Genomic DNA, 22,077 nt, shown 5'->3' on the forward strand with positions numbered 1-22,077 from the left:
TTTGACGAGGTTCAGCGGGTGCCGGATCTGTTTGCTTATTTATAAGGTATCGTAGATCGGCAGACGGCTCAACAGCCCTTTGTGTTGACAGGCTCCCAAAACTTCCTCCTGCTGGAAAGTATCAACCAAAGTCCGCAGACCGAATCGCCGTTTTACGCTTGCTGCCCCTCAGCTATCTCGTCACTTAGCACCCGCCGACTTCTGTCCCAGCTACATCCAAACCTATCTCGACCGGGATATAGGGTCACTGAAAAACGTTGCCGACCTCAGTACGTTCACCCGCTTCCTAACGAATTACGTGGTCTATCTGCTTCCGCCCTATTATGAGAACTTCAGCAAACGACTCATCAAATCGCCTGAACTGTACTTCTATGACACAGGACTCCTTTGTTCGCTACTGGGCTTATGGTCGAGTCCGTGTCCTGACGGCACAACGTAACGGCAGAGCCAGGAATCGTGAGGGTTAATACGACGCTTTTGAGTGTGATTTGCTGAAATAAGTGCCTGATTTTGTTTGTCAAAAGTTGATAACCCACGTTAATTTGACAAATTCAAGGCATACAGGGTCGCTCAACGGTGTTGGTTTTGTTGCGCAAATTTGGTAGCTTGGACTGGCAGTTCCCCCCTCGTCCCAGTATGAAAGCTAAACCGCCTGTGGCCAGGCCACCTACCCCTGAGCAACGCATCAAAGAGTTAGAAGCCGCTCTACAACGAGAAAAGGACCGGGTTCTGGCTTACAAGACGCTTATTTGAGGTAGCCGAGAAGGAGCACGGCCTCACCATCCGAAAAAAGGCTTCCCCCGCAGAGTCCATCGGCTCCGGCAAGAGCGGCAAATGAGTCTGGCCTACATTTGTCAACTGTTCGGGATGAGCCGCCAGAGCTATTACCAGGCCCAGCAGCGTTGCCAGCAGGTGAAGACTCAAGTGATTGCGTTAGTGCAGCAACAACGGCGGCTCATGCCCAGGGTGGGTACGCGCAAGCTATACTATTTATTGAAAGAGCCGTTTCAGCAACAACGAATCAAAGTAGGCCGGGACAGTTTATTTAGCTGCTTACGGGATGAAGATTTGTTGGTGCGACCGGTACGCAGTTATCACAAAACAACAGATTCCGGGCATTGGATGCGTGACCCGTCCTGAAATAAGCTGGTGTTTAGAGCGTGTTTTGTTGATGGTAGACAAGGTGGTCACGAACTACCCATGTGCCGGGTAGTAATCCAAGTTTGAGCGACGAACATAGCCGATAGCCCCGGATACACAACCGATTTGGCCCGTTAAATCGCCTGAATAAGCCACGACGCAGCATTGTTGTGACGAGCTTCATCAACGAACCAATGACCAAAATTTCGGAAATGCTTGCGTAGTCAAATAGCTACGCGTATATTTGTAGCCAAATGACTACGCGATGAATTTAAGACGAGACGGTTTCGAGGCCATCGCCGACCCAACAGTCTCAAAGCACCTGCAAATCTTTGCCGATTGCGAATTGCTCCGACAGGAGCAGAATGGCCGGGAGTTGTGTACAGATTGGTCGCGGCCAGAGACCAAATGCTGCGATTACCCTTCGCACAAGGGCTGAACATAGCCCACAACCGATTACAGACCCTTGTAGGCCAGGTAAAAGCTAACGCGCTATGACAAAAAGAGACAAAATCATTTATTGAGTTGCCACGGGCTTCCTGGCGTTTGGTATGCTGGCACAAGGGCTGGCGCAGTTATTTCAGACAAAAGGGTACGTGGACATTCTGGCTCACCTGGGTTACCCCCTGTACTTGTTGTACATCATTGGCGTCTGGAAACTGCTTGGCGTAGTAGCGATTGTGCGACCCAGTGACGGCCCTGCTGCCCTCGCTGGTATTGCTCGGTCTGATTGGGGTATCGTGGTATTTCAGACCCGCCGACAAAAGAATCATTAGGACTTACCAATAAATCAACAACATGAAAAAGGACTTATCACCAGATCAACGGGCCGAATTCATTAACACGTTGCAAGTCCGTTTTGAGAAAAACAGAAGCCGCCATGACGGTTTTGACTGGACTACCATGCAGGCAAAGCTGGAAGCGAACAAGAACAAGCTGTGGTCACTCCACGAAATGGAACGAACGGGCGGTGAACCGGATGTTGTTGGTTATGATGACGCGACGGGCGAATACATTTTTTATGACTGCTCGGCAGAGAGTCCTAAAGGTCGTCGAAGTGTTTGTTACGACCAGCAAGCTTTGGATTCAAGAAAAGAACACAAACCCCAAACCAGTGCGGCAGAGATGGCGGCTGAAATGGGCATCGAGTTGTTGACGGAAGAACAATACCGGGCGTTGCAGACACTTGGAACGTTTGATGCGAAAACATCGAGTTGGGTGAAAACGCCCGCCGACATAAGACAACTCGGTGGTGCCCTCTTTGCTGACCACCGCTACGGGCATGTTTTCGTGTATCACAACGGAGCAGAATCGTACTATGGCTCCAGAGGATTTCGCGGGTTGCTACGGGTCTGATTTTGCTTAGACAGGGGCCGGTCTGCACGATGCGACAAACCGGCTATGACAAACGCAACGCCACTCATCGCTAAGGCAATCAACAGGCTCGTCCACTCCGGCTCGATGTGCGGCTTAGCCACGGCGCGGGGCGCGTGCAGCATCATGACCCATAGCAAAAACATACTGCCCAGCCAAACGCCCGAAATAGACACGTCCCGGTTCAGGAATAAACTAATGGCCGTGGCCACGAACGCCACACTAACGAAATACGCCCAGAACAACGGCCACGGAATCCAGGCCGGAATCAGGGTGGCGATGAACGGGGCAAACAGAAAGTGCAGCCCGCCAAAAACCAGCAGCGACCCGGCAAACAGATACCGCCCCACCGGCTCAAGCGTCTGCCCGGATTACCATCTGTGCGCAAACCGTTATCACCCGGCGAAACCCTACCGGCCAGTACCAATGCCCCTCCAGTTAGCGCAACAAACTCGAAAAAAGGAAGCGTTGCCCTGAACAAACATACCTGAAAGTCAGTCGTGAACCCACCAATAAACATCGTCCAACGGCCATCGATGAAGACTCAAATATTGTAGAAACGGAGTAGCTAAACAAAGGATTAAGATAGACGGTGTGTTTTTACTGAATCGCGTTCCCCTTCACAACTTATCCAAATCCAACTGCTGAATCAGAGCTGGATTTTCGGGTGTGAGCGTGAAATAGACCTCAATCTTCCCGCGTTCCCCTTCGACTACGAACGTGCCACGTAGCTGATTTTCAGGCACTAACTCCCCTACGTTCAGTACTTTCCCAATCGTCGCGAACAGGGCCTGTGCCTGTTTCCGACGCGTGTCTGCTGACTTGTCGGGGAAGAAGTTCTCGGCAAAAATGCCGCTGCGCTCGGCGTTGGTGAAGTCGGGCAGGAGTCGTACCAGCTCGGCTTTGCGCTGGGCCAGAATGGGCGAAACGGGCAGTTGACGGGGTTGTAGCCTGCCAATCGTCACCAGCGTATCGAGTACGGCGGTGTTTGCGCTGCCCAGCCCGGCGTAGGTCAGGTTTCCGTAGGCAATTACGCCGATGCCGTAGTCGGGCAGAATGCGCCACTGACTGCCGAAGCCGGGCAACCCACCACTATGCCCCACCGCCACCCGGCCAGTGCAGTTCTGACTCCAGCCTAATCCATAGCCGTATCCACTCGTAACGGCACACACCTGCCCGGCGGCATTTTTCGCCTGCGCATTCAAACCCGAAAATACCCAGGGTTGCTGCATCTCGCGGATCGAGCTGCGCTTTACAGGTGATGCGGCATTCCGGGCGGTATCGGCGTTGCTGCGCGGGGGCCAGGCCGCCTGGTGCAGCGCCACGTATTTACTGAAATCTTCGATTGATGTAATCAGCCCGCCCATTGCGCCGTAGCTGCCGTCGCGTAAAAGTGGTTCTTCGAGCCAGGTGTCGTTCTGCCAGCGGTAGCCTAAAGCCAGCCGGTCGGCGGGAACGCGGTCGTATTCCCACTGCGTATCGGTCATGCCGAGCGGTTTCAGAATAGTGTCGGTAATGTACTGCTGGTAAGGTTTGCCAGACACCAACGTAATAATGCGGCCCAGCATCGCAAAACCGAGGTTGCTGTATTCATAGGCTACACCCGGCGCGTTTGAGTTGGTGATTCCACCTTTGATCAGGTTCAGTAAATCAGCATCGGAGTCGGCTAATTGGCGGTCGCCCCAGGGATTGTCTTCGGGGAAACCCGCCGAGTGCGTCATCAGGTTGCGTACCGTAATGCGGGGCGAATCGGTGGTCAGGTATTTATGCTTTTTGAGTTCGGGAATATATTGTTCGGCGGGGTCATCGAGCCGGAGTTTGCCTTCGTCGCGGAGTTTCAGAATCGCCATTGCCGTAACGCTCTTGGTCATCGACGCAATCCGAAACAGCGATTTCGGCGTAGCAGGCAGCTTTTTCGCTACGTTGGCAAAACCCATCCCACCCGAATAGACGAGTTTACCATCTAACACAATGCCAAATGCCAGCCCCGGATAATGGGCTTTCTCGAACCGGTCGCGGTAGAGTTTTTCAACAATCGGGAAGGCAGCTTTTAGTTTTTCGAGCCGGTCGGCATCGGCGAAAATAGGTGGCTGGTACTGAGCGCGAACAGTGGTAGCTGTCAGGAATAGGCACAGGAGAATGCGATGCATAGGTTTAGAGGTGTTTCGCAGTATAATTTATTCATTTTTAATTCGAGTTGAGTGAAGCATTTCCAGTTTCCATCCATTCTCCGTTAAAATTGCCGTTGCGCTTTCTAACCAATGAACTTTTCTAATGATTTTATTATCAGTTGAGAATGTTGCATAGTTTTGGTACGCAATCCATGCCATTCTGTCTGCGATTTTAATTTCAATAATTTCAATTGTATTATTTCGTTTGGGATTCGGTTTCCGAAGTATGGCGTTATTCAAATAATTTGTAATAGAGTCGTTATTCCAAACTTCTCCATTTTCCAAAAGCAGGAAGTCTTTAGTGTAGTATTTATCAATGTTTTTAGAATTTAGTTTAGACCATATTTCGTCAAAAGATTCAATTATTAAATTTTTGATACGTGTTTTATCGGTTTCATTTGAAACCTGGCCGAATGATGTTGTCGTAAAAAACATCATTAAAATTATGGAGTTAAATCTTTTCATTTTTGTTATTTTTAAATGATCGCTAACTCGCAGATTTACGCAGATTTTGGGCTCAGATTAGCGCGGATAAGTTAGCGTATTTTTGTCATTCCAACGAAGGAGGAATCTTAAATAGTGGCTATCTGTTAGACGGGTTACAGTCTAAGATTCCTCCTCCGTCGGAATGACAAAAAGTATGTCGCTTCTCTTTTCACCCCTCACGCTGAAAAGCGTTACGTTAAAAAACCGCATCGTTGTTTCACCTATGTGTCAGTATTCGAGCGAAGACGGTTTCGCCAATGACTGGCATCTGGTGCATCTGGGAAGCCGGGCCGTGGGTGGCGCGGGCCTGATTTTTACCGAAGCAGCCGCCGTCTCGTCCGAAGGCCGCATTACGGCGCACGACCTCGGCCTGTGGACCGACGAACACATAGCAGGGCTACGGCGCATCACTCAGTTTCTGACCGAACACGGAGCCGTTCCGGGCATCCAACTCGCCCATGCAGGCCGCAAAGCCAGCCACACGCGCCCGTGGGAAGGTGGCAAGGCCGTTGCGCCCGATCAGCCGATGGGCTGGCAGACCGTAGCTCCCTCGCCCGTACCCTTTGCCGAAGGCGGCCCCGCTCCTGCCGAACTGGCACCCGACGGATTGGAAAAAATTCGTGCCGATTTCGCAGCCGCTGCCCACCGGGCATTGGAAGCCGGGTTTAAAGTGGTCGAAATTCACGCGGCACACGGCTATCTGCTCCACGAATTTTTGTCGCCCCTGAGCAATCACCGCACCGACGAGTACGGCGGCTCGTTCGACAATCGCATCCGCCTATTGCTCGACGTTGTTGATAGCGTTCAAACCGCGTGGCCCGAAAATCTGCCGTTGTTTGTGCGTATCTCCGCCACCGACTGGACCGAGGGCGGCTGGACCGCCGACGATTCCGTTGACTTGGCTAAAGTTCTGAAAACTAAAGGTGTAGACATAATCGACTGCTCGTCGGGTGGCAACGTACCCCGCGCCAAAATCCCAACCGGCCCCGGCTATCAGGTGCCATTTGCCGAACGCGTCAGAAAAGAAGCGGGAATAGGCTCGGCAGCAGTCGGCCTGATCACGTCGGCGGAGCAGGCCGAAGCCATTCTCGCCAACGGTCAGGCCGATCTGATTCTGCTGGCCCGCGAGTTTCTGCGCGACCCGTACTTTCCGCTCCATGCCGCCAAATCGCTGGGCGATGACGTAAGCTGGCCGGTGCAATACGAACGGGCGAAGTAGCCCAAACTACCTGCCGCCCGGTTTGGTTGGCCGCACTTCTACTTTGCTGGGCAGCGTGCGGGGGTGCATTTTCAGCAGGTCGTAAACGATGTGGCCGATGTCTTCGGGCTGGATTTTCCAGGCGTCTTTTTCGCTCGGCTGGTGGTTGGCAAACTCCGTTGCCACTGAACCGGGCATGATGGTGCTGACTTTGATGCCATCTGACCGCAAATCGAGCATGATGGCCTGCGAAAAGCCGACCAGCCCAAATTTGCTGGCGTTGTAGGCGGCCCCTTTCTCGAAGAAATTTGTACCGGCCAGACTGGCAATCGTGATGAAATAGCCTTCGGTCTTTTTCAGTTCGTCGATTGTTGCTTTGGCCGTGTTAAATACGCCGGTAAGGTTGATGTCGATGGTTTCCTGCCACTGCTCCGGGGTTAATTCCTGAATAGGCGCAAAATGTCCGACGCCCGCGTTGGCAATAACGTAATCGAGCCGCTCCCACTGCTGCGCAATCATGGCAACAGCCCGTTGCTGCGACGCCAGATCGCGCACGTCGGCAGCTACGCCCAGCGCGTAACCCGGTTTTATTTCATTGAGTTTAGCCGCTGCCAGTTCAGCCGCCACCGACGACCGGCTGGTGATGGCAACTTTAATGCCCTGTTTAATGAGAACTTCGGCCACGCCGTAGCCAATACCTTTGGAGCCGCCCGTAATCAGCGCGGTTCGGATGTGATCTGCCATGAGAATACAAACTTTTCTTTTGTCAACTCTGCGCCAGTGGCGAAGGTTTCGGCAACAAAGCCTTTAAAGCCATCGTTTTTAAACGCAGAGGGAACGGAGGTTGTCGCAGAGAACACGGAGAACTTTGCGTCCTCTGCGACAACCTCCGTTCCCTCTGCGTTTAAACACCATCAACAGATGAAATTATTCGTTCTGCTTTCGCTCCTGTTCTTATCGGTCGCCTGCCGTGAAGCCGACAACACGCCGGTCGACAATACAACAACGCCACCAGCTACCGGCACTACCCCCACCCTTCGTTCGCAAACGCTGCTGACGGGCTACGAAATTATATGGGGGATGGACTTTCTGCCCAACGGCGATATGCTGTTTACCGAGAAACGCGGGCGTATTTACCGCTTCTCGAACGGCACGGCCACGCAGCTAACCGGCCTGCCGAACGATATTGACGCACGCGGGCAGGGTGGCTTGCTCGATGTGCGCGTTCATCCAAACTATGCGTCTACCGGCTGGGTGTATGCGGCTTATTCCAGCACGCCGTCGGGTAGTCAGGGAGCGCGGCTGAATTTGGTTCGCTTCAAGCTCAACGGGAATGCCATCACCAGTACTGAAACCATTTTTCAGACACCGGCTACGAATACCTGGCGCGGGCACTACGGCGGGCGCATTGCCTTCGACCGCAACGGTTTGTTATACCTGAGTATTGGCGAAGGCGGGTCGGGTAGCTACGGCGGAGCGACGGCCCCGAACCAAAATTCGCAGAATCTTCAGAACCCGTGGGGCAAGATTCACCGCCTGACCGACGCCGGGGGTATAGCGGCTGGCAATCCCGTTCTGCCCGGCACTACCGCTCCCGGCACCATTTTCTCCTACGGCCACCGCAACCCGCAGGGACTGGCGTTCGACCCCGCAACGGGCCAGCTTTGGGCTACTGAACACGGGCCGCGTGGGGGCGACGAAATCAATCTGGTGCAGGCCGGAAGAAACTATGGCTGGCCGCTCGTCTCGAACGGCGTCAACTATGACGGTACACCCGTTTCGGCCAGCCCCACTCGTGAAGGCATCGAAGCTCCACTCTATGCCTGGACACCCTCCATCGGTACCTGCGGACTGGCGTTTATCACAAGCGAACAATTCGGCACCTGGCGCGGCAGCCTGCTGACGGGTGCCTTAGCACTGACGCACCTGAGCCGGGCCGAAATCAGCAACAACCGCGTCACCAACGTCAGCCGCCTGCTCGACGGGCAGGGCCGTTTTCGGAACGTGATACAAGGCCCCGACGGTGCTATTTACGTATCGGTTGAAGGGCCGGGCCGAATTCTGCGGCTAACGGCGGAGTGACCCCACCCCCGTCCCCGTTAGGGAGGGGCAAATCATCTGGGTGCTTCACCCCTGCTTAACGGGGATGGGACGGGGGTGGGGTCATTTCACCAATACCAGCAAATCACGGTAGATGACATTGCGCTTCCAGAACATCTGGGCAACCATCGGAACGTGTTTTTTGCGCGGAATAATCCGGTATTGACTCTGAACGCCCACAGCCTGTAATTTCTCCTGCAACGCTTTCGTACCGGCAATGATGCTGGGATAAGTGCGCTCACCGGTGTAAAGCAGCATCGGCGGCAGGCCGGGCCGGACTTTGTATAAAGGCGATGCGTCCCGCCAGCCTTCGGGGTTTCTCCCGAATGAAGTGAGGTACTGCTTATCGTTGGGGTACTCCATTTTCAACAGGTAGTCGTACATATTGATACCGGCGGGGTCGTTCAGGATAGCCCCTTTCACGGGATTTTTTCCCACCCCGATGTCGGTAAACAGCTTGTCGTCGGTAGCGAGCAGGGCCGCCAATCCGCCACCGGCAGAGTGGCCCATGACGTAAATGCGGCTGGGGTCGCCCCCGTACTCGGCAATGTGCTGCGTTGTCCATTGCACGGCGCGGGCGCAGTCGTTGGCCATAGCAGGCACCTGTACGGCGGGCGACAGGCGGTAATTGATAACCACGGCCACTACGCCCTGCTTTGCCAGCCGACGGCCAATAAACCAGTAGATGTCTTTTTTGCCGCTGGTCCAGTTGCCGCCGTGAATGAACACCACTACGGGCCGCAGGGCTTCCGACTTTTTGCGCGGGGTATAGACGTCGAGCAAGTGACGCTCTGCCGCCGTGTCGGGCGTTGTGGTGGTCAGGTATGAAATATTTTTGATGCGCCGACTGGGAATAGCCGAAAGTGTGTTGTGGGCAACGAAAACCAATGCGGTGAGCAGCAACAGCGCACCGATTTGATGAAGGTGGGGCATGAGATTTTTGTTTACGTTTTACTAACTCATACGCACCTTCGGTAGTTTCAGATTGAGTGTAGCCCAATGAAGTTATTGTACCTTTGCCAATCAACATCCTGACCCAGACACCTATGCAGTCTCTACAACCCGGCCCCACCGATACCGTTACCAACGAGCAACGCGCCTACGCCATCGACGCCCTGCACAGCACCCGGCAAGCCCTGCACGACGCCGTTAACGGTCTCTCTGCCAAACAGGTAGCTTTCAAGCCCTCGCCCGACCGCTGGTCGATAGCCGAGTGCGTCGAACATATCGTACTGGTGGAAGCCGGTATTTTTGGGGGTATTCTGAAAGGAATGACTTACCCCGCCGACCCCGCCAAACGGGCCGACATCCGCGTGTCGGACGTCGACGTGATTAAAGCCGTTCGGAGCCGGAGCGTTACGATGCCCGCCCCCGAACCGTTTGTGCCAACGGGTCGATTTGCCGACATTGCCGAAGCCTTACGCGCCTTCGACAACCAGCGCGAAACGGCTATTCAGTATGTACAGACCGTTGATGGCGATCTCCGACATCATTATTTCAGACACATAGCACTCGGCTGGCTCGATTCTTATCAGGCCATTCTGCTGCTGGCCGCCCACGGCGAACGCCATCGCAAGCAAATCGAGGAGGTTAAAAGCAGCCCCGGTTTTCCTGCCTGATGCCCGACCGCTTATCCATCCTGTACCAATCCGACGACCTGGTAGCGATCAACAAACCGCACGGGTTGCTGGTGCATCGGTCGCCCATTGCCAGCGACGCCACTGAGTACGCTGTGCAGCTACTGCGCGATCAGTTGGGGCAGCGCGTGTATCCGGTGCATCGGCTCGACCGCAAAACGGGCGGAGCATTGCTGTTCGCGCTCAACGAAGCTATGAACACGGCCATGCAGCAACAGTTCATGGACGGGCAGGTGCGTAAGACATACCTCGCCATCGTGCGCGGCTACACCCCCGCCGAACTGACCATCGACTATCCGCTCCGGCGCGACGACGGGAACGGTAAACCCGAAACCATCGTAATGCAGGACGCTGTCACGCATCTGAAAACACGCCGGCAAACCGAGATTCCGCTGGCGTTCGGCCAACACGCTACCTCGCGCTATTCATTAGTTGAACTAACGCCCGAAACAGGCCGTATGCACCAACTGCGTAAACACATGGCCCACATTCTGCACCCCATCATCGGCGACCGTCCGCACGGATGCAACAAACAAAACCGGCTGTTTCTGGAGCAGTTTCAAATGAACACCATGTTACTCCACGCCCAACAACTTCGGTTTAGGCACCCCGTTTTGGGCGAAGACATCACCGTAGAAGCACCCATTCAGCCCGAATTTTCACGAATGCTGACTACATTATTCGATTGATGCGGTAAATATTGTTTATATTCACCGCAAATTATGCGGTGAATAGTATGTATATCTACCATCGGCGCGGTTGGCCTACTTTTCACTGGAGCCACGAAAAACTATCTACTTTGCTGGCAAACATACGTTACCGCCAGGGAAAACTGGTTGGTCATATGGCCTCGCTGGGGTTCTCATTACGTTCTGAAGCTATCTTGCAAACACTCACACTGGATGCTGTAAAGTCGAACGAAATTGAAGGCGAAGTACTTGACCCTGAGCAGGTCCGCTCCTCTATTGCTCGTCGGTTAGGTATTGATACGTTTCAGTTAGTGCCTGTCGACCGAGCCGTGGAGGGCGTAGTTGACGTGTTGCTTGATGCTACGCAAAAATTCGGCGAACCGCTCACGCAAGACCGGCTATTTAGCTGGCACGCTGCCCTGTTTCCAACAGGTTATAGCGGCATGTATAAAATCACGGTGGCAAACTGGCGCACCCACGAAGCAGGGCCGATGCAGGTTGTATCGGGAGCCATTGGCCGTGAGTATGTACATTTTCAGGCACCCGATGCAGCCGTTCTGGCCACTGAAATGAAGACATTTCTCGACTGGTTCAATAACGCTACTGCTATCGATCCTGTACTCAAAGCTGCCATAGCTCATTTATGGTTCGTTACTGTCCATCCGTTCGATGACGGCAATGGACGGATTGCCCGCACAATTGCCGATATGCTGCTGGCACGGGCCGACGGCAGTTCGCAGCGGTTTTACAGCTTATCGGCTCAGATTCGGAAAGAACGAAATACCTATTACAATACACTTGAACGCACACAACGGGGCGACTTAGACATCACTGATTGGCTTGAGTGGTTTTTACACTGTTTAAACCGGGCGTTGACGGCCACAGAAACTATGCTGACCAGTACTTTAACCAAAGCTAAGTACTGGGAGTGGCTGGCGTCGAAATCGTTGAACGAACGTCAACGGCTTTTACTCAACAAACTCTTAGACGGTTTCGACGGTAAACTTACGACCTCTAAATGGGCCAAAATTGCCAAAACTTCACAAGACACTGCCCTTCGCGACATTCAGCACCTGGTAGACCAGGGCATCCTGATTAAACAAAACGCCGGAGGCAGAAGCACAAACTACGAGCTACGCCCGTTAGATGAATCGTTATCATGACCAACAATCTGCCCCCCGGCACACCTGCCCCTGCCAATCCCGAACTGCTGCTCGAATTGCTGCGCTACCCCATGCCGTTCGGTAAATACAAAGGTCGCCTGCTCCGCGAGTTGCCGACGTATTATCTGGAATGGTTTGCCAAAAAAGGCTTCCCGCCCGGCAAGTTGGGTATGCTGCTGCAAACCCTCTACGAAATCCGAATTAACGGCTTAGACTACCTGCTCGATGAGTTGGCGAAACGGAGATAAACCAGATTTCCACTACAAATAGTTGAGCAAATTCCCGATAAATCTTACTTTCGTTCAACAAGCGTATTTGTAATGGACAATCGAACGAAAAACATTGCGAATGATTTTAAACAGGCCATGCAAAAACTGTACGGTCATCGGCTCGACTGTGTTGTTTTGTTTGGTTCATATGCTCGTGGCGAAGCTACCCCGGACTCTGACATTGATTTTATGCTGGTGCTAAACGATGAGCAAATCTCCCGAATCGAGGAAATTAACCGCTTTGTCGAAACACAATCGGAACTGAGCCTGAAGCACAACGTCACGGTGTCAGTTTTGCCCGTCACCCGCACCAAATACAGTCAATCGCCGTTGCCGGTATATCATTTTGCCCGTCTGGAAGGAATTGCAGTATGAAACCAATAAGTGAATTGGTCTGGAATCGGGCTGTAGAAACGTTGGACGACGCCACTGCTAACCTACAGGATGAACGATACCTCGTAGCCGTGAATCGGAGTTACTACGCTGTCTTTTACGCGCTTACTGTTCTGCTATACGAGAAAGAGCATCTTAATACCAAAAGTCATTCGGGTGCCCATGCGAAATTTAGAGAGTTGTATATAAAGACGGGTGAGTTTCAAAAGAAAGCAAGTACATGGCTAGATAAAGTTTGGGAGCTAAGACAGGCCGGCGACTATGATTTTGACGAACACATTACAGGTGAAGAAGCTGAACAGGCAGTAGAGTCTGCCCGGCTGTTCATAAAAGCAACGGCAAATTATTTTGAAAAATAATCTCAGTAATTATCCGCGTAGACCTCCCTGCCCCACTCTCCCCACCAACTCCGGCCTGGCATCCTTCGTTTTGTTGATCTTCGACAGGCTGCTTTGGAACGCTACCGTCAGGCGGTCGTCGGCGAAGTGGCAGGTGACGGTGTCGTAATGAGCGGTTTCGATAAAACGCCAGGTCATTACGAACGTGTTGGGGTCTTGCCAGGTGCCAGTAGCGGCTACAGGGCTTTGGGTTTCGCCGGGCACAGGCGTCTGCACCAATTTTAGTGGCATAGTCGAGAATGTAGTGCTGCCTTCGGCCCAGCGGTTTAGCCCGCACATAACGCGGTGGTCGCCCCGGTCGTCGCGGAGGGTGAATACACATTCGTCTTTGCCGAATGTCAGTGCGGCTGATTTGGCATTCAGGGTGTTCGTATCGAATGTGTACGTTTTTCCGCCGACGGTAGGGATTATGGGCGAGGTTACGGCCCCGGTCGGCAAGGGCAGGGATAAACTTTTTAGTTTCTGCACAAGCGGTGTGGCAGCGGCTCGGGCCGTTATCAGGCCGTTCCCGTCGAGCGCGGGCAGAATGTGTTCCCAAACGACGTTCAGAATAGCGGGCATATTGGCCGTTTCGGAGGTAATGGCAATAACGGTGTCCTGCTTCGGCAACACCACGCAATACTGCCCGAACGCGCCATCGCCCCGGTAGGCATCGTGGCGGCACCGCCAGAACTGATAGCCGTAGCCCTGTAGCCAATCGCTGTTGGCGCGGTCGGTGCCGGGTTGCAGAATCTGCTCGCGGGTGGCGTCGGCAACCCAGCTTTCGGGCAGCAGTCGTTTGCCCTGCCAAACGCCCTGCTGCAAATACAACTGCCCGAATTTGGCGATGTCTTCGGTACGCACGCGCAGCCCCCACCCGCCCGTGCTGACGCCCGTAGGGTCAACCTCCCAATCGGCTCCTTCAATACCCAACGGATCGAACAGACGCGGTTTCAGGTAAGCCAGCACCGTTTGGCCGGTCAGTTGCTGCACAATGGCCGAGAGCATGTAGGTGGCCCCGCTGTTGTACACAAAGTGCGTACCGGGCTGACGCTGAACGGGTTGCGCCAGAAAAGCTTTTGGCCAGTTTTTATTGCCGAAAGCCCGCACGGTGGCCGTAGTGTCGCGTTCGTGGCCGGTACTCATCGTCAGCAAATCTTTTACCCGCATAGCGGCCAGATTATCGCTGACGGTAGCGGGCAAATCGTCTTTGAAAAACGAAGTCACCTTGTCGTCAACCGTCAGCCTGCCTTCGGCTACGGCCATGCCTACGGCGGTTGACGTAAAACTTTTGCTGAGCGAATAGAGGGTGTGTTTGCGTTGGGGCGCGTAGGGTGCCCACCAGCCTTCGGCTATGACCCGCCCGTGGCGCACCACCATCAAACTGTGCAGATTAAGATCGGCTTTTTCCACAGCATTCACGAAATTGAGCAGTCCGCCCGATGCCACGCCCTGCGCTTCGGGTAAACTACGCGGCAGTTTTGCTGAACGAGTCGGTACGGCCCAGCCCGTATTGGCAGGCGCAAAAGTCAGGCCGGCAATGCCGAAACCAAGTTGTTGTAGAAAAAGTCGACGATTCAGACTCATGGGTCAGGTACTGGTTGGGAATATAGTGTTTTGTTATTTTTCCAATCGTTTCAATTCTTTGTCGAGGTATGCTTTGGGCAACCAGTTTGTGCCAATCATCACGCCCTCGATGGTGCGGGTTTGAGCAATATCGGCCAGCGGATTGCCGCTCAATAACACCAAATCCGAGACATTGCCGGGTTTGATAGTGCCCGCATCGGTTTTGTTGAGGTAGGTTGCCACGTTCACGGTGCCGGTGCGAAGGGTTTCGTAGGGCGACAACCCCGCGTCGACCATGTACTGCATTTCGTGATGAATGGCAAACCCCGGCACGTTGAACACCTGCGGAGCATCGGAGCCGAGCAGCAGCGGCACCCCGGCCTTCTGGCATTCGTAAATCAGTTTCCGGCGAATCTGCACCAGCGCGTCGGCCCGTTTTTTCGAGTAGTTCGGGTTGTTAAGATAGTCGGTTTTGGCTCGGGTCCAGTTCTGAAGGTCCTGCGCTTTCATGTACTTCATTTCGGGCGCACGGGTAAATTCTTCCGCCGGGCGGGCCGATAGCCAGCGTTCGGCCAGTGCCTGCGTTGGCACTACGTAAATGGTTTTCTCGCGCAGGGCGTTTACCAATTTCGGAATCATGGCCGCGTCGGCCCGGTCAGCTATCCAGGCTCCAAACAAGCCCGTTTCCTGCTCTACAAGCGTGTCGCTGCCGGGCGTGATGGCTTCGATGAACCCGTCTAAGTGGTCGATAGAGGAATAGCGGGCGTCGATAGCCCGCCAAACGCCCACGTTGAACGACACGTGGCCGACAAACGGAATGCCCACCTCCTGCGCCGTGCGGGCAATGGCCGGAAACGTTTCGTTGGTCAGGCCGGGGTGCAGTTTCAGGAAATCGTAGCCAGCCGTTTTCTGCTCGCGCACCATCTGCGCCCCGCGCTCGGCGGTTTTCACCGACTGCCCGTTAAACGACGGCCCGGTGGCGTAAAAGTGCGGCCCCAGCACGTCGCCACTGTTGATTTTGCTGCGGAGTTCGAGGTGACGCGGGTGGCCCAGCATCCCGCGAATGGTGGTGATGCCATTGGCGAGGTAGAGTGTCAGCACGTCTTTCATCGGCTCCATATCATCGATGGGCGGCACGTGGGCGTGCATCTCGGCCCAGCCGGGCAGCAGGTATTTGCCACGCCCGTCAATCACCAGCGCGGCTTTATTGTACCGGACTCGCCCGGCATCGCCCATCGCTGTGATGCGCCCATTGCGAACAATAACGGTCTGGTTTTGAAGCACCCGCTCCTGATCCATCGGAATCACGTTGACCGACAGAAATACAATATCACGCGGGCGGTTGCTGACCACGTCCTGCGCTACGGCTGTGAGCGCACAAAGTAGAAATAAAACGAGTAAACGCATGCGCTGGCGGATTTTGGAAAGTGATGATATATTTAACATAAATTTCTCACCATTAACTCATTACGTCGATCAATTATGACAGGAAAAGACAAAGCATGGCTGGGATTCTGTCTGCTGTTTGCCGGCGTTGGTACGCTTTTCGCCATTATTGCCTATAGAAGCTGGGACAATACCTATTCTATCGTTCGCAACGGCATTCAGACGCAGGGCGTTGTCATCGAAAATCGATATAAAGAGCGAATTAACCTGAAATCCCGCTCAACGGCTATGGCTCCAGTGGTTCAGTTTCGCACTGCCGATGGTATGTCAATTACGTACTACTCACAAACTTACACATCGCCCGTTCAGGCCGAAGTGGGCGAAACAGTATCGATCTGGTATATGCCCAACAACCCGCAGGAGGCCACGCTCGAGGGGGTCGATGCCTGGTTGCTGCCGGTTGTGTTCGGCATTTTTGGCGTTGTGTTCGGTTTAATTGGTTATTCCAATTTGCTGCCCCTATTACTTTCGACCCGGAAAAACAGGTCGGCAACGCATTCTTCATAAAACACCCTACCGCTCGCGCGTCCAGATTTCATCGACTTTGCCGCCGGTTGAACTTTGGCCGGTGTGCCGCCATTCGTTGCCGTTGACCGCTGCGCCAAACGTAAGTGAGCGACCTACGCGGCTGTTATCGCGCGAAAAAAAGTCGATAGTTTCGGTATATTGCCCGTCTTTAGCGGTATAGGTTCCTCCGCCCGTTCCCGAAAATTGTTTCGTCTGCGGGTTGATAGCCGCCCACTGGAACCGGCTTCCGGTGAGCAGTTTAATGGTTTTTCGCGCCCCGCGCTGCATAGTCGTAATCTGCCCGGCATCGTTGGCGCGGCCTGTAATCCGCCATAAACCGGCCATTGGCGTCTGAGCCGACGGTTCATCTACGCGGGTAAACGTTCGGTTGCCCGACGGTCCGTTTAGCGTCAGTTGGCCCGCTTTGAGCGCGAGTTTATAGGTTTCAGTTTGCCCAACCCGGCTGCTGTCCTGCGTGTCGAACTCGACGGTTAGTGTCATGGCGTCGTCGGAGGGCTGGCATACACCTCCACGCGTACCGATGAACCGGTTGGGTTCATACGTCGTCTGCATCAGGTAGTTATCAACTACTGTTAGCATAACAGTAACTCCCGACGCGTCGGTGGTGCGCCAGGCTCCGTCGAGGGCGGTTTTGGCAGGTTGCAGCGCGGCAGTCAGTGCCATAACAAGCAGGCCCAGAGAAATAGCGAGCGTTTTCATTTGGAGTCGAGTCGTTGAAGTGGTTATCTACTACGGAAGACAACCGGGCCGCGAACCTAATAACCCATTAAATCAAAATCTTCACTTTCGACCATCTCGACGCGCTTGCCCATTTTTTTCTGGATGATTTTAAAATGGTGTTCATCGTCGGGCGTGATGAGCGAAATAGCTTCGCCCGACGCTTCGGCGCGGCCCGTGCGACCGATGCGGTGAATATAGTCTTTGGGCGAACGCGGCAACTCAAAATTAATGACGTGCGGCAACAATGGAATGTCGATTCCCCGCGCAATAAGGTCAGTAGCCACCAGCACGGGCAGGGTTCCGGCCCTGAACTGCCGCAGGGCGTCGGTGCGGGCGGCCTGGGTTTTGTCGCCGTGAATAGCCGCTGCCCGGATGCCGTTTTTGGTCAGTTTGCCAACCACGTTGTCAGCCGTGCGGGTCGATGACACAAATACCAGCACCTGCTTCATAGCACCGGTTTTGATGAGGTAGCGCAGCAGCGGCCCCTTGCGTTCAGCCGACGTGCGGTAGGCCCGTTGCCGAATCTGGTCGATGTCTTCGGGTTCCTCCGCGATTTCTATTTTGACGGGCGTGCGCAGCAGGTTCTGGTTGATGTCCTGAATGGCGTCGCCGAGCGTGGCCGAAAACAGAATCGTCTGGCGTTTTTTCGGGAGCCGCGCAAACAGGGCGTTCATCTCCTCAGCAAACCCCAGTTCGAGCATTTTATCGGCCTCATCGAGTACCAGCACCTCCACCGCCGACAGTCGCAGGGCGTTGCTGTTGAGCAGGTCGAGCAGCCGACCGGGCGTAGCTACCACGATTTCGGCTCCGTGAACGGCAATCATCTGCGGGTTGATGGACACGCCCCCAAATACGGCTACCGTCTTGACGGGCGTGGGCAAGTAACTCCCCATCGTCTGAAACACCTCGGCTACCTGTACGGCTAATTCACGCGTGGGTACGAGTACCAGCACTGCCAGCGGCTTTTTGGGGTCGGGTTTGGTACGATGAAAGAGTTCGAGAATGGGCAACACAAAACTGGCCGTTTTCCCCGACCCGGTTTTGGCAATGCCCAGAATATCTTTACCCCGCAGAATAGCCGGAATGGCCTCGCGCTGAATGGGATACGGCTTAGTGTACTCTTGAGCCGCAACAGCTTTGAGCAGGGGGTCGGACAGGCCGAGCGAAGAAAATGACATAGGACTTGGTTTATTTTTTACCGCTCCGTTTAATCGGGCGACCGTATTTCAGGCGTTTCTCGGCGGCAATGTCGCGCCGAACGTTTACTTTCTGATTTTTCAGTGCTTTCTCGTGAAAAGCTGATGATGCGGCATTCCGACCAACGTCGTCGCGTTTGGGTGTCAGGTCGATGACCTTCATCTTGACGGTTGGTTTTTCTTCCTCGATCAGTTCGTCGGAAATTACCAGCTCGTCGGGTAACGGTAGTGTTGGAATGGCGTAGTTCATTAGCTGCTCGATGGCCGCTTGCCGGTCCTGCTGACTGTCGCTGATGAAGGCGATAGCGATACCCGCCCGGTCGGCGCGGCCCGTGCGGCCAATGCGGTGGATGTAGGCCTCGGGCAGGTCGGGCAGGTCGAAATTAATGACGTGCGACACATCGGACACGTCGATGCCGCGTGCAATAACATCGGTTGCAATTAGCACGCGGTAGGTGCCGGCTTTAAACTCGTTAACCGAATTGAACCGGGCGTTTTGCGCTTTATTGGAGTGGATAACGCCAACGCTCCCGCTCATGCCAGACTCGATTTCTTCATACAGCAAATCAGCCAGTGCTTTCGTTGCTACGAACACCAACACTTTGGTCATGGCTGGGTCACGCCGGAGCAACAAGTTGATCAGGTTAACTTTTGTGTAAAAATTAGGAACATGATAAGCCGACTGCTGAATATTGTCGAGGGGCGTACCTACGGGGGCGGCCTCTACCCGCACCGGATTCGTAAAATAGGTATCGAGCAGGCTTTCGACATCGGCGGTGAGCGTGGCCGAAAACAGCAGATTTTGCCGTTTGGCAGGCAGCAGATCGAAAATGGTTTTGAGCTGCGTTCGAAAGCCGAGGTTCAGCATTTCATCTACCTCATCGATTACAAGGCGTTTCAGGCTTTTCAGTTTTACCGTACCCGTTAGCAGAATATCGGTCAGTCGGCCCGGCGTGGCAACGAGTATATCGGCTCCCTGCTGCACCTCCGCCAGTTGCGGTTTGAGGTTGGCTCCGCCATATACGCCTACTGTCTGCACATTCATGTAGGCCGTTAGCTGCCGAATGGTATCAACTACCTGCACCACTAATTCGCGGGTGGGCACCAGAATCAGGATTTGCGGGTGCCGTTCGTTCATGAACTGATGCTGACGCAGGCAGGGCAGCAGGTAGGCAATCGTTTTGCCGGTTCCGGTCTGCGCAATACCGCACACGTCGCGCCCCGACATAACCACCGAAAAAACGCGCTGCTGAATGATGGTAGGCGTAGCGAAGCCCATGTCGGTAAGGGCGTTGAGCAGCGGCTTGGTTAAATTGAGGTCGTTGAATGTCATAGGCGTACCGTCGTGGTGTACAAACCACAAAGGTACGCCTATATCTGATGCCTTTTATGATCTGGCGACGTTAGCGCGGCCCGCGCGAACCGCTCCGCTGACCGGGAAACGATCCCGCGCCGGGTGCTGCTGGTGACTGCGCGCGGCTGCGCGGCTCATATCCGCCCAACCGTTGCGGCTCCATACGCGGCTGATCCGTGCGCGACGGATTATCGATACGCTGCTGATTTTCAACGCGCTGTGGCGTAAAATCAGGGCGATTGCCCCGGTTGAACGATCCCGCCGGAGCCGACTCGCGCCGTTCAAAAGGCGAGGGCGCGGGTGTCTGCGACGGCTGACTCGGCTGGCCTGGTTGGCTTGGTGCTTCGTAGCGCGGTCCACGGCTTCGGCTCCCCTCTATCGGCCCCCGCTGCCGATAAGTCGGCGCATCGGGTGTTGGCATTGTTCGCGTATTTCCGTTGTAAGTACCTCTGTCTGAGCGATACTCTGGCCGCGAATAGCCGTCCATACCACGACCGTAGCGGCCAGCGGTGTTGTCGCGATCAAACGTCCGGCCCGGTCGGCTAACTTCCTGCGCCCGGTATACCGGCACGCGCTGCCGGGTTACGGTTTCGATTTCTTCCCGGCGCGGCCCGTAGGCATAGGCCCGGTTATTGACCCGATACACATTGTTGATGATGGTAGTGTTCTGGTAGACGTTGACAACCCGCTGCCGTGGCACGCAGTAGCTGAACAGACGTGGGCTGGTGATGTATGTCTGCGGCACAAACACCCACCATGCAGGCGGAATGTTGGCATTTACATTGACGTTGATACCAGGTCCGAGCGGTGCCCAGCCGTAGTAGCCCCCACCCGACCGCCAGCTCACCCAGGCGGGTCCCCACTCGGTGCCAGGCACCCAGGCCCAGCGGCCAAAGCGGTCGAGATACCAGCGTCCATAGTGAAACGGGGTCCGCCCCCAGGCGTAGTCAGACACCCACGTATTGCCGTACTCCGTAACGACCCAGCGGCCATTGGTGGCGTAGGGCTGAAACCCCGGTTCTACGTTCGGCATCCAGACCATGCCATATTCGGGCGTTTGTACCCACTGACCATATTGGCTTAGTTCGTCCCGAAAGTTTGGCGCATAGCCCGGCTGGTCGTAGGGCTGATTGTACGACGGGTCGTAGTTGGGCGAGTAATCGGGCTGGTTATAGCCGGGTTGGTCATAGCTATACTCCGGTCGGTTGTAGGTTGGCTGCGCCGTAACGCACGAACTCATCGACAGGCCCAGAGCCACCACGCTGCCAATTGCCATCCAGCTATGCACTATTTTTTTCATGGTCATGGTATTTAGTGCTTGGATGCAAAAACTACCAAAACGTTTAAAATGAGTAAGTTTGTGTCTTATCAATGTCTACTCAATGCCTATTGTCCTTACTACCGATCTGCTTATTGCTGAAGCCAACCGTTTTTGCCTTCTTCAATCAACAATTTTACTCCGGGGAACTCAGCCAACGCTTAAGTTACCAATCTCAAGTTGATACCCATCTTCCAGCCTGTACATGATTGGTTTCAATCTATTTCATATTTTCATCAGGATATCAACACTGGCCGTATCCATGCTAATTGTTTTGAGTATATTTTTCATCTTCACTTTCAAACGCTTCTTCCACACCCAGGAAGCTGTTTAAACTTTAGCAAAAAACCCCCAAAGCTGTGTAAATTTTGAGCAGGGTCGCCTGTGCGGTGCGAACTTTCAAGACACATAGTATGGGAATCATCAGCAAAGCTATGATCGAAATCGGTGCGCCGAAGCAATGGTTTTGCCACAGTTGACAATCGGACAACGTGGACTTGAGACTACCCTTTCACTGACGGAGGTTGTCGAATGCGTTTTTCATTAACGCTGTATTCACTGCCGCCCCTACCGCATACGCCCACAAACCAGCCCCGCGACGCATTGATGAGCAATAGCCAGAGCCACCACACGCAGCGGCCCAGTGCCAGCAGTCCGCCCACGATCTCAAAGGCGGTGATGAGCCATACGGGCAACGCACCGGTAAACAACCCTTTGGTGGTCAGAAACTGTCCGAATTGAGGAATATAATCATTAGCAACCCGCACGAGTGTATAAGCCAGAAACACAACGGCCAGACTAGGGCGCAATAAGCGCAGCGCGTTTTTGAACGAGAGAAAAAGTGGGTATTTAGTAGAGTGGGCAACCAGTGGAAGAGCAAAATCAGCAGGCGGGCATACATCCTGATGTGGATAAAAATCGTATTGGCTAACCCAGACTTGTAAAGCATATC

24 protein-coding genes and 1 pseudogene are annotated in these 22,077 nt (G+C 54.1%); 13 read left to right on the forward strand and 12 right to left on the reverse strand.

The genetic code is table 11. The annotated features are described in order from the left end of the window. The first annotated feature begins 247 nt into the window (after nt 1-247). The 4 genes and pseudogenes from AWR27_RS26115 to AWR27_RS09835 all read left to right on the forward strand — a co-directional run bounded on the left by AWR27_RS26115 (nt 248) and on the right by AWR27_RS09835 (nt 2,496). Nucleotides 248-439 (forward strand): DUF4143 domain-containing protein, encoded by a 192-nt coding sequence (locus AWR27_RS26115; protein ID WP_418346639.1) that lies wholly within the window; start codon nt 248-250, stop codon nt 437-439. A gap of 966 nt (nt 440-1,405) precedes the next feature. Next, nucleotides 1,406-1,519: pseudogene (locus AWR27_RS25750) on the forward strand (transcriptional regulator); the annotation flags it as partial. Between the two features lie 172 nt (nt 1,520-1,691). Further along, nucleotides 1,692-1,916 (forward strand): DoxX family protein, encoded by a 225-nt coding sequence (locus AWR27_RS09830; RefSeq protein WP_335695418.1) that lies wholly within the window; start codon nt 1,692-1,694, stop codon nt 1,914-1,916. A 22-nt stretch (nt 1,917-1,938) separates the two neighbouring features. Further along, a complete protein-coding gene (locus tag AWR27_RS09835) occupies nt 1,939-2,496 on the forward strand; it encodes a DUF4256 domain-containing protein (RefSeq protein ID WP_198045123.1) in 558 nt (185 codons plus the stop codon). On the opposite strand, the gene AWR27_RS09840 is transcribed toward AWR27_RS09835, so the two are convergent. The 3 genes from AWR27_RS09840 to AWR27_RS09850 form a co-directional block, all read right to left on the reverse strand. Next, complete coding sequence (locus AWR27_RS09840; RefSeq protein WP_077131016.1) at nt 2,457-2,864, reverse strand: DoxX family protein; 408 nt, start codon at nt 2,862-2,864, stop codon at nt 2,457-2,459. The two genes, AWR27_RS09835 and AWR27_RS09840, sit on opposite strands and share 40 nt — an antisense overlap. Nucleotides 2,865-3,134: 270 nt before the next feature. Continuing rightward, nucleotides 3,135-4,664, reverse strand: coding sequence for a serine hydrolase domain-containing protein (locus tag AWR27_RS09845; RefSeq protein ID WP_077131017.1), 1,530 nt, complete (start codon nt 4,662-4,664; stop codon nt 3,135-3,137). Nucleotides 4,665-4,691: 27 nt separating this feature from the next. Further along, entirely contained in the window at nt 4,692-5,150 is a 459-nt protein-coding gene (locus AWR27_RS09850; protein ID WP_198045124.1) for a DUF4440 domain-containing protein, read from the reverse strand. 175 nt (nt 5,151-5,325) lie between these two features. On the opposite strand from AWR27_RS09850, the gene namA reads away from it, so the two are divergent. Beyond that, nucleotides 5,326-6,390, forward strand: a complete 1,065-nt coding sequence (gene namA / locus AWR27_RS09855; protein ID WP_077131018.1) for an NADPH dehydrogenase NamA — start codon at nt 5,326-5,328, stop codon at nt 6,388-6,390. A gap of 6 nt (nt 6,391-6,396) precedes the next feature. Here namA and AWR27_RS09860 read toward each other — a convergent pair whose 3' ends face one another. Beyond that, entirely contained in the window at nt 6,397-7,113 is a 717-nt protein-coding gene (locus AWR27_RS09860; protein ID WP_077131019.1) for an SDR family oxidoreductase, read from the reverse strand. A gap of 177 nt (nt 7,114-7,290) precedes the next feature. Here AWR27_RS09860 and AWR27_RS09865 point away from each other — a divergent pair, with 177 nt between their 5' ends. Then, complete coding sequence (locus AWR27_RS09865; protein WP_077131020.1) at nt 7,291-8,451, forward strand: PQQ-dependent sugar dehydrogenase; 1,161 nt, start codon at nt 7,291-7,293, stop codon at nt 8,449-8,451. Between the two features lie 81 nt (nt 8,452-8,532). Here the strand turns inward: AWR27_RS09865 and AWR27_RS09870 are convergent, their stop codons facing one another. Continuing rightward, nucleotides 8,533-9,402, reverse strand: coding sequence for an alpha/beta hydrolase (locus AWR27_RS09870; RefSeq protein WP_077131021.1), 870 nt, complete (start codon nt 9,400-9,402; stop codon nt 8,533-8,535). A 113-nt stretch (nt 9,403-9,515) separates the two neighbouring features. Here AWR27_RS09870 and AWR27_RS09875 point away from each other — a divergent pair, with 113 nt between their 5' ends. From AWR27_RS09875 to AWR27_RS09900, 6 genes are all read left to right on the forward strand, one after another. Next, nucleotides 9,516-10,088 (forward strand): DinB family protein, encoded by a 573-nt coding sequence (locus tag AWR27_RS09875; protein ID WP_077131022.1) that lies wholly within the window; start codon nt 9,516-9,518, stop codon nt 10,086-10,088. After that, a complete protein-coding gene (locus tag AWR27_RS09880) occupies nt 10,088-10,795 on the forward strand; it encodes a pseudouridine synthase (protein WP_077131023.1) in 708 nt (235 codons plus the stop codon). Before AWR27_RS09875 ends, AWR27_RS09880 begins: the two co-directional genes overlap by 1 nt. Before the next feature lie 47 nt (nt 10,796-10,842). After that, entirely contained in the window at nt 10,843-11,958 is a 1,116-nt protein-coding gene (locus AWR27_RS09885) for a Fic family protein (protein ID WP_077131024.1), read from the forward strand. Continuing rightward, entirely contained in the window at nt 11,955-12,206 is a 252-nt protein-coding gene (locus AWR27_RS09890) for a DUF3820 family protein (protein ID WP_077131025.1), read from the forward strand. Before AWR27_RS09885 ends, AWR27_RS09890 begins: the two co-directional genes overlap by 4 nt. Before the next feature lie 72 nt (nt 12,207-12,278). Continuing rightward, nucleotides 12,279-12,602, forward strand: coding sequence for a nucleotidyltransferase domain-containing protein (locus AWR27_RS09895; protein WP_077131026.1), 324 nt, complete (start codon nt 12,279-12,281; stop codon nt 12,600-12,602). Further along, nucleotides 12,599-12,979 (forward strand): HEPN domain-containing protein, encoded by a 381-nt coding sequence (locus AWR27_RS09900; protein WP_077131027.1) that lies wholly within the window; start codon nt 12,599-12,601, stop codon nt 12,977-12,979. The genes AWR27_RS09895 and AWR27_RS09900 overlap by 4 nt, the downstream gene beginning before the upstream one ends. Nucleotides 12,980-12,988: 9 nt before the next feature. Here AWR27_RS09900 and AWR27_RS09905 read toward each other — a convergent pair whose 3' ends face one another. After that, nucleotides 12,989-14,584 carry a serine hydrolase domain-containing protein gene (locus tag AWR27_RS09905; RefSeq protein ID WP_077131028.1) on the reverse strand — a complete coding sequence of 532 codons (1,596 nt, stop codon included), beginning with the start codon at nt 14,582-14,584 and terminating at the stop codon, nt 12,989-12,991. 33 nt (nt 14,585-14,617) lie between these two features. Continuing rightward, complete coding sequence (locus tag AWR27_RS09910; RefSeq protein ID WP_077131029.1) at nt 14,618-15,970, reverse strand: amidohydrolase family protein; 1,353 nt, start codon at nt 15,968-15,970, stop codon at nt 14,618-14,620. Nucleotides 15,971-16,045: 75 nt separating this feature from the next. On the opposite strand from AWR27_RS09910, the gene AWR27_RS09915 reads away from it, so the two are divergent. Further along, entirely contained in the window at nt 16,046-16,516 is a 471-nt protein-coding gene (locus AWR27_RS09915) for a DUF3592 domain-containing protein (RefSeq protein WP_077131030.1), read from the forward strand. A 6-nt stretch (nt 16,517-16,522) separates the two neighbouring features. Here AWR27_RS09915 and AWR27_RS09920 read toward each other — a convergent pair whose 3' ends face one another. The 5 genes from AWR27_RS09920 to AWR27_RS09940 form a co-directional block, all read right to left on the reverse strand. Continuing rightward, nucleotides 16,523-17,236: a membrane or secreted protein gene (locus tag AWR27_RS09920; protein WP_077131031.1), complete on the reverse strand. Its 714-nt coding sequence runs from the start codon at nt 17,234-17,236 to the stop codon at nt 16,523-16,525. A 56-nt stretch (nt 17,237-17,292) separates the two neighbouring features. Next, the gene (locus tag AWR27_RS09925) at nt 17,293-18,435 is read right to left on the reverse strand and encodes a DEAD/DEAH box helicase (protein WP_077131032.1); all 1,143 of its coding nucleotides are present in this window, start codon (nt 18,433-18,435) and stop codon (nt 17,293-17,295) included. Nucleotides 18,436-18,445: 10 nt separating this feature from the next. Further along, nucleotides 18,446-19,786 (reverse strand): DEAD/DEAH box helicase, encoded by a 1,341-nt coding sequence (locus AWR27_RS09930; protein WP_077133910.1) that lies wholly within the window; start codon nt 19,784-19,786, stop codon nt 18,446-18,448. Nucleotides 19,787-19,856: 70 nt separating this feature from the next. After that, a complete protein-coding gene (locus AWR27_RS09935) occupies nt 19,857-21,113 on the reverse strand; it encodes a DUF6600 domain-containing protein (protein ID WP_077131033.1) in 1,257 nt (418 codons plus the stop codon). Between the two features lie 515 nt (nt 21,114-21,628). Continuing rightward, the gene (locus AWR27_RS09940; protein ID WP_077131034.1) at nt 21,629-21,934 is read right to left on the reverse strand and encodes a DoxX family protein; all 306 of its coding nucleotides are present in this window, start codon (nt 21,932-21,934) and stop codon (nt 21,629-21,631) included. Nucleotides 21,935-22,077 lie beyond the last annotated feature (143 nt).

The sequence above is a fragment of the Spirosoma montaniterrae genome (genome assembly GCF_001988955.1).
GTDB classification, from domain to species: Bacteria; Bacteroidota; Bacteroidia; order Cytophagales; family Spirosomataceae; genus Spirosoma; species Spirosoma montaniterrae.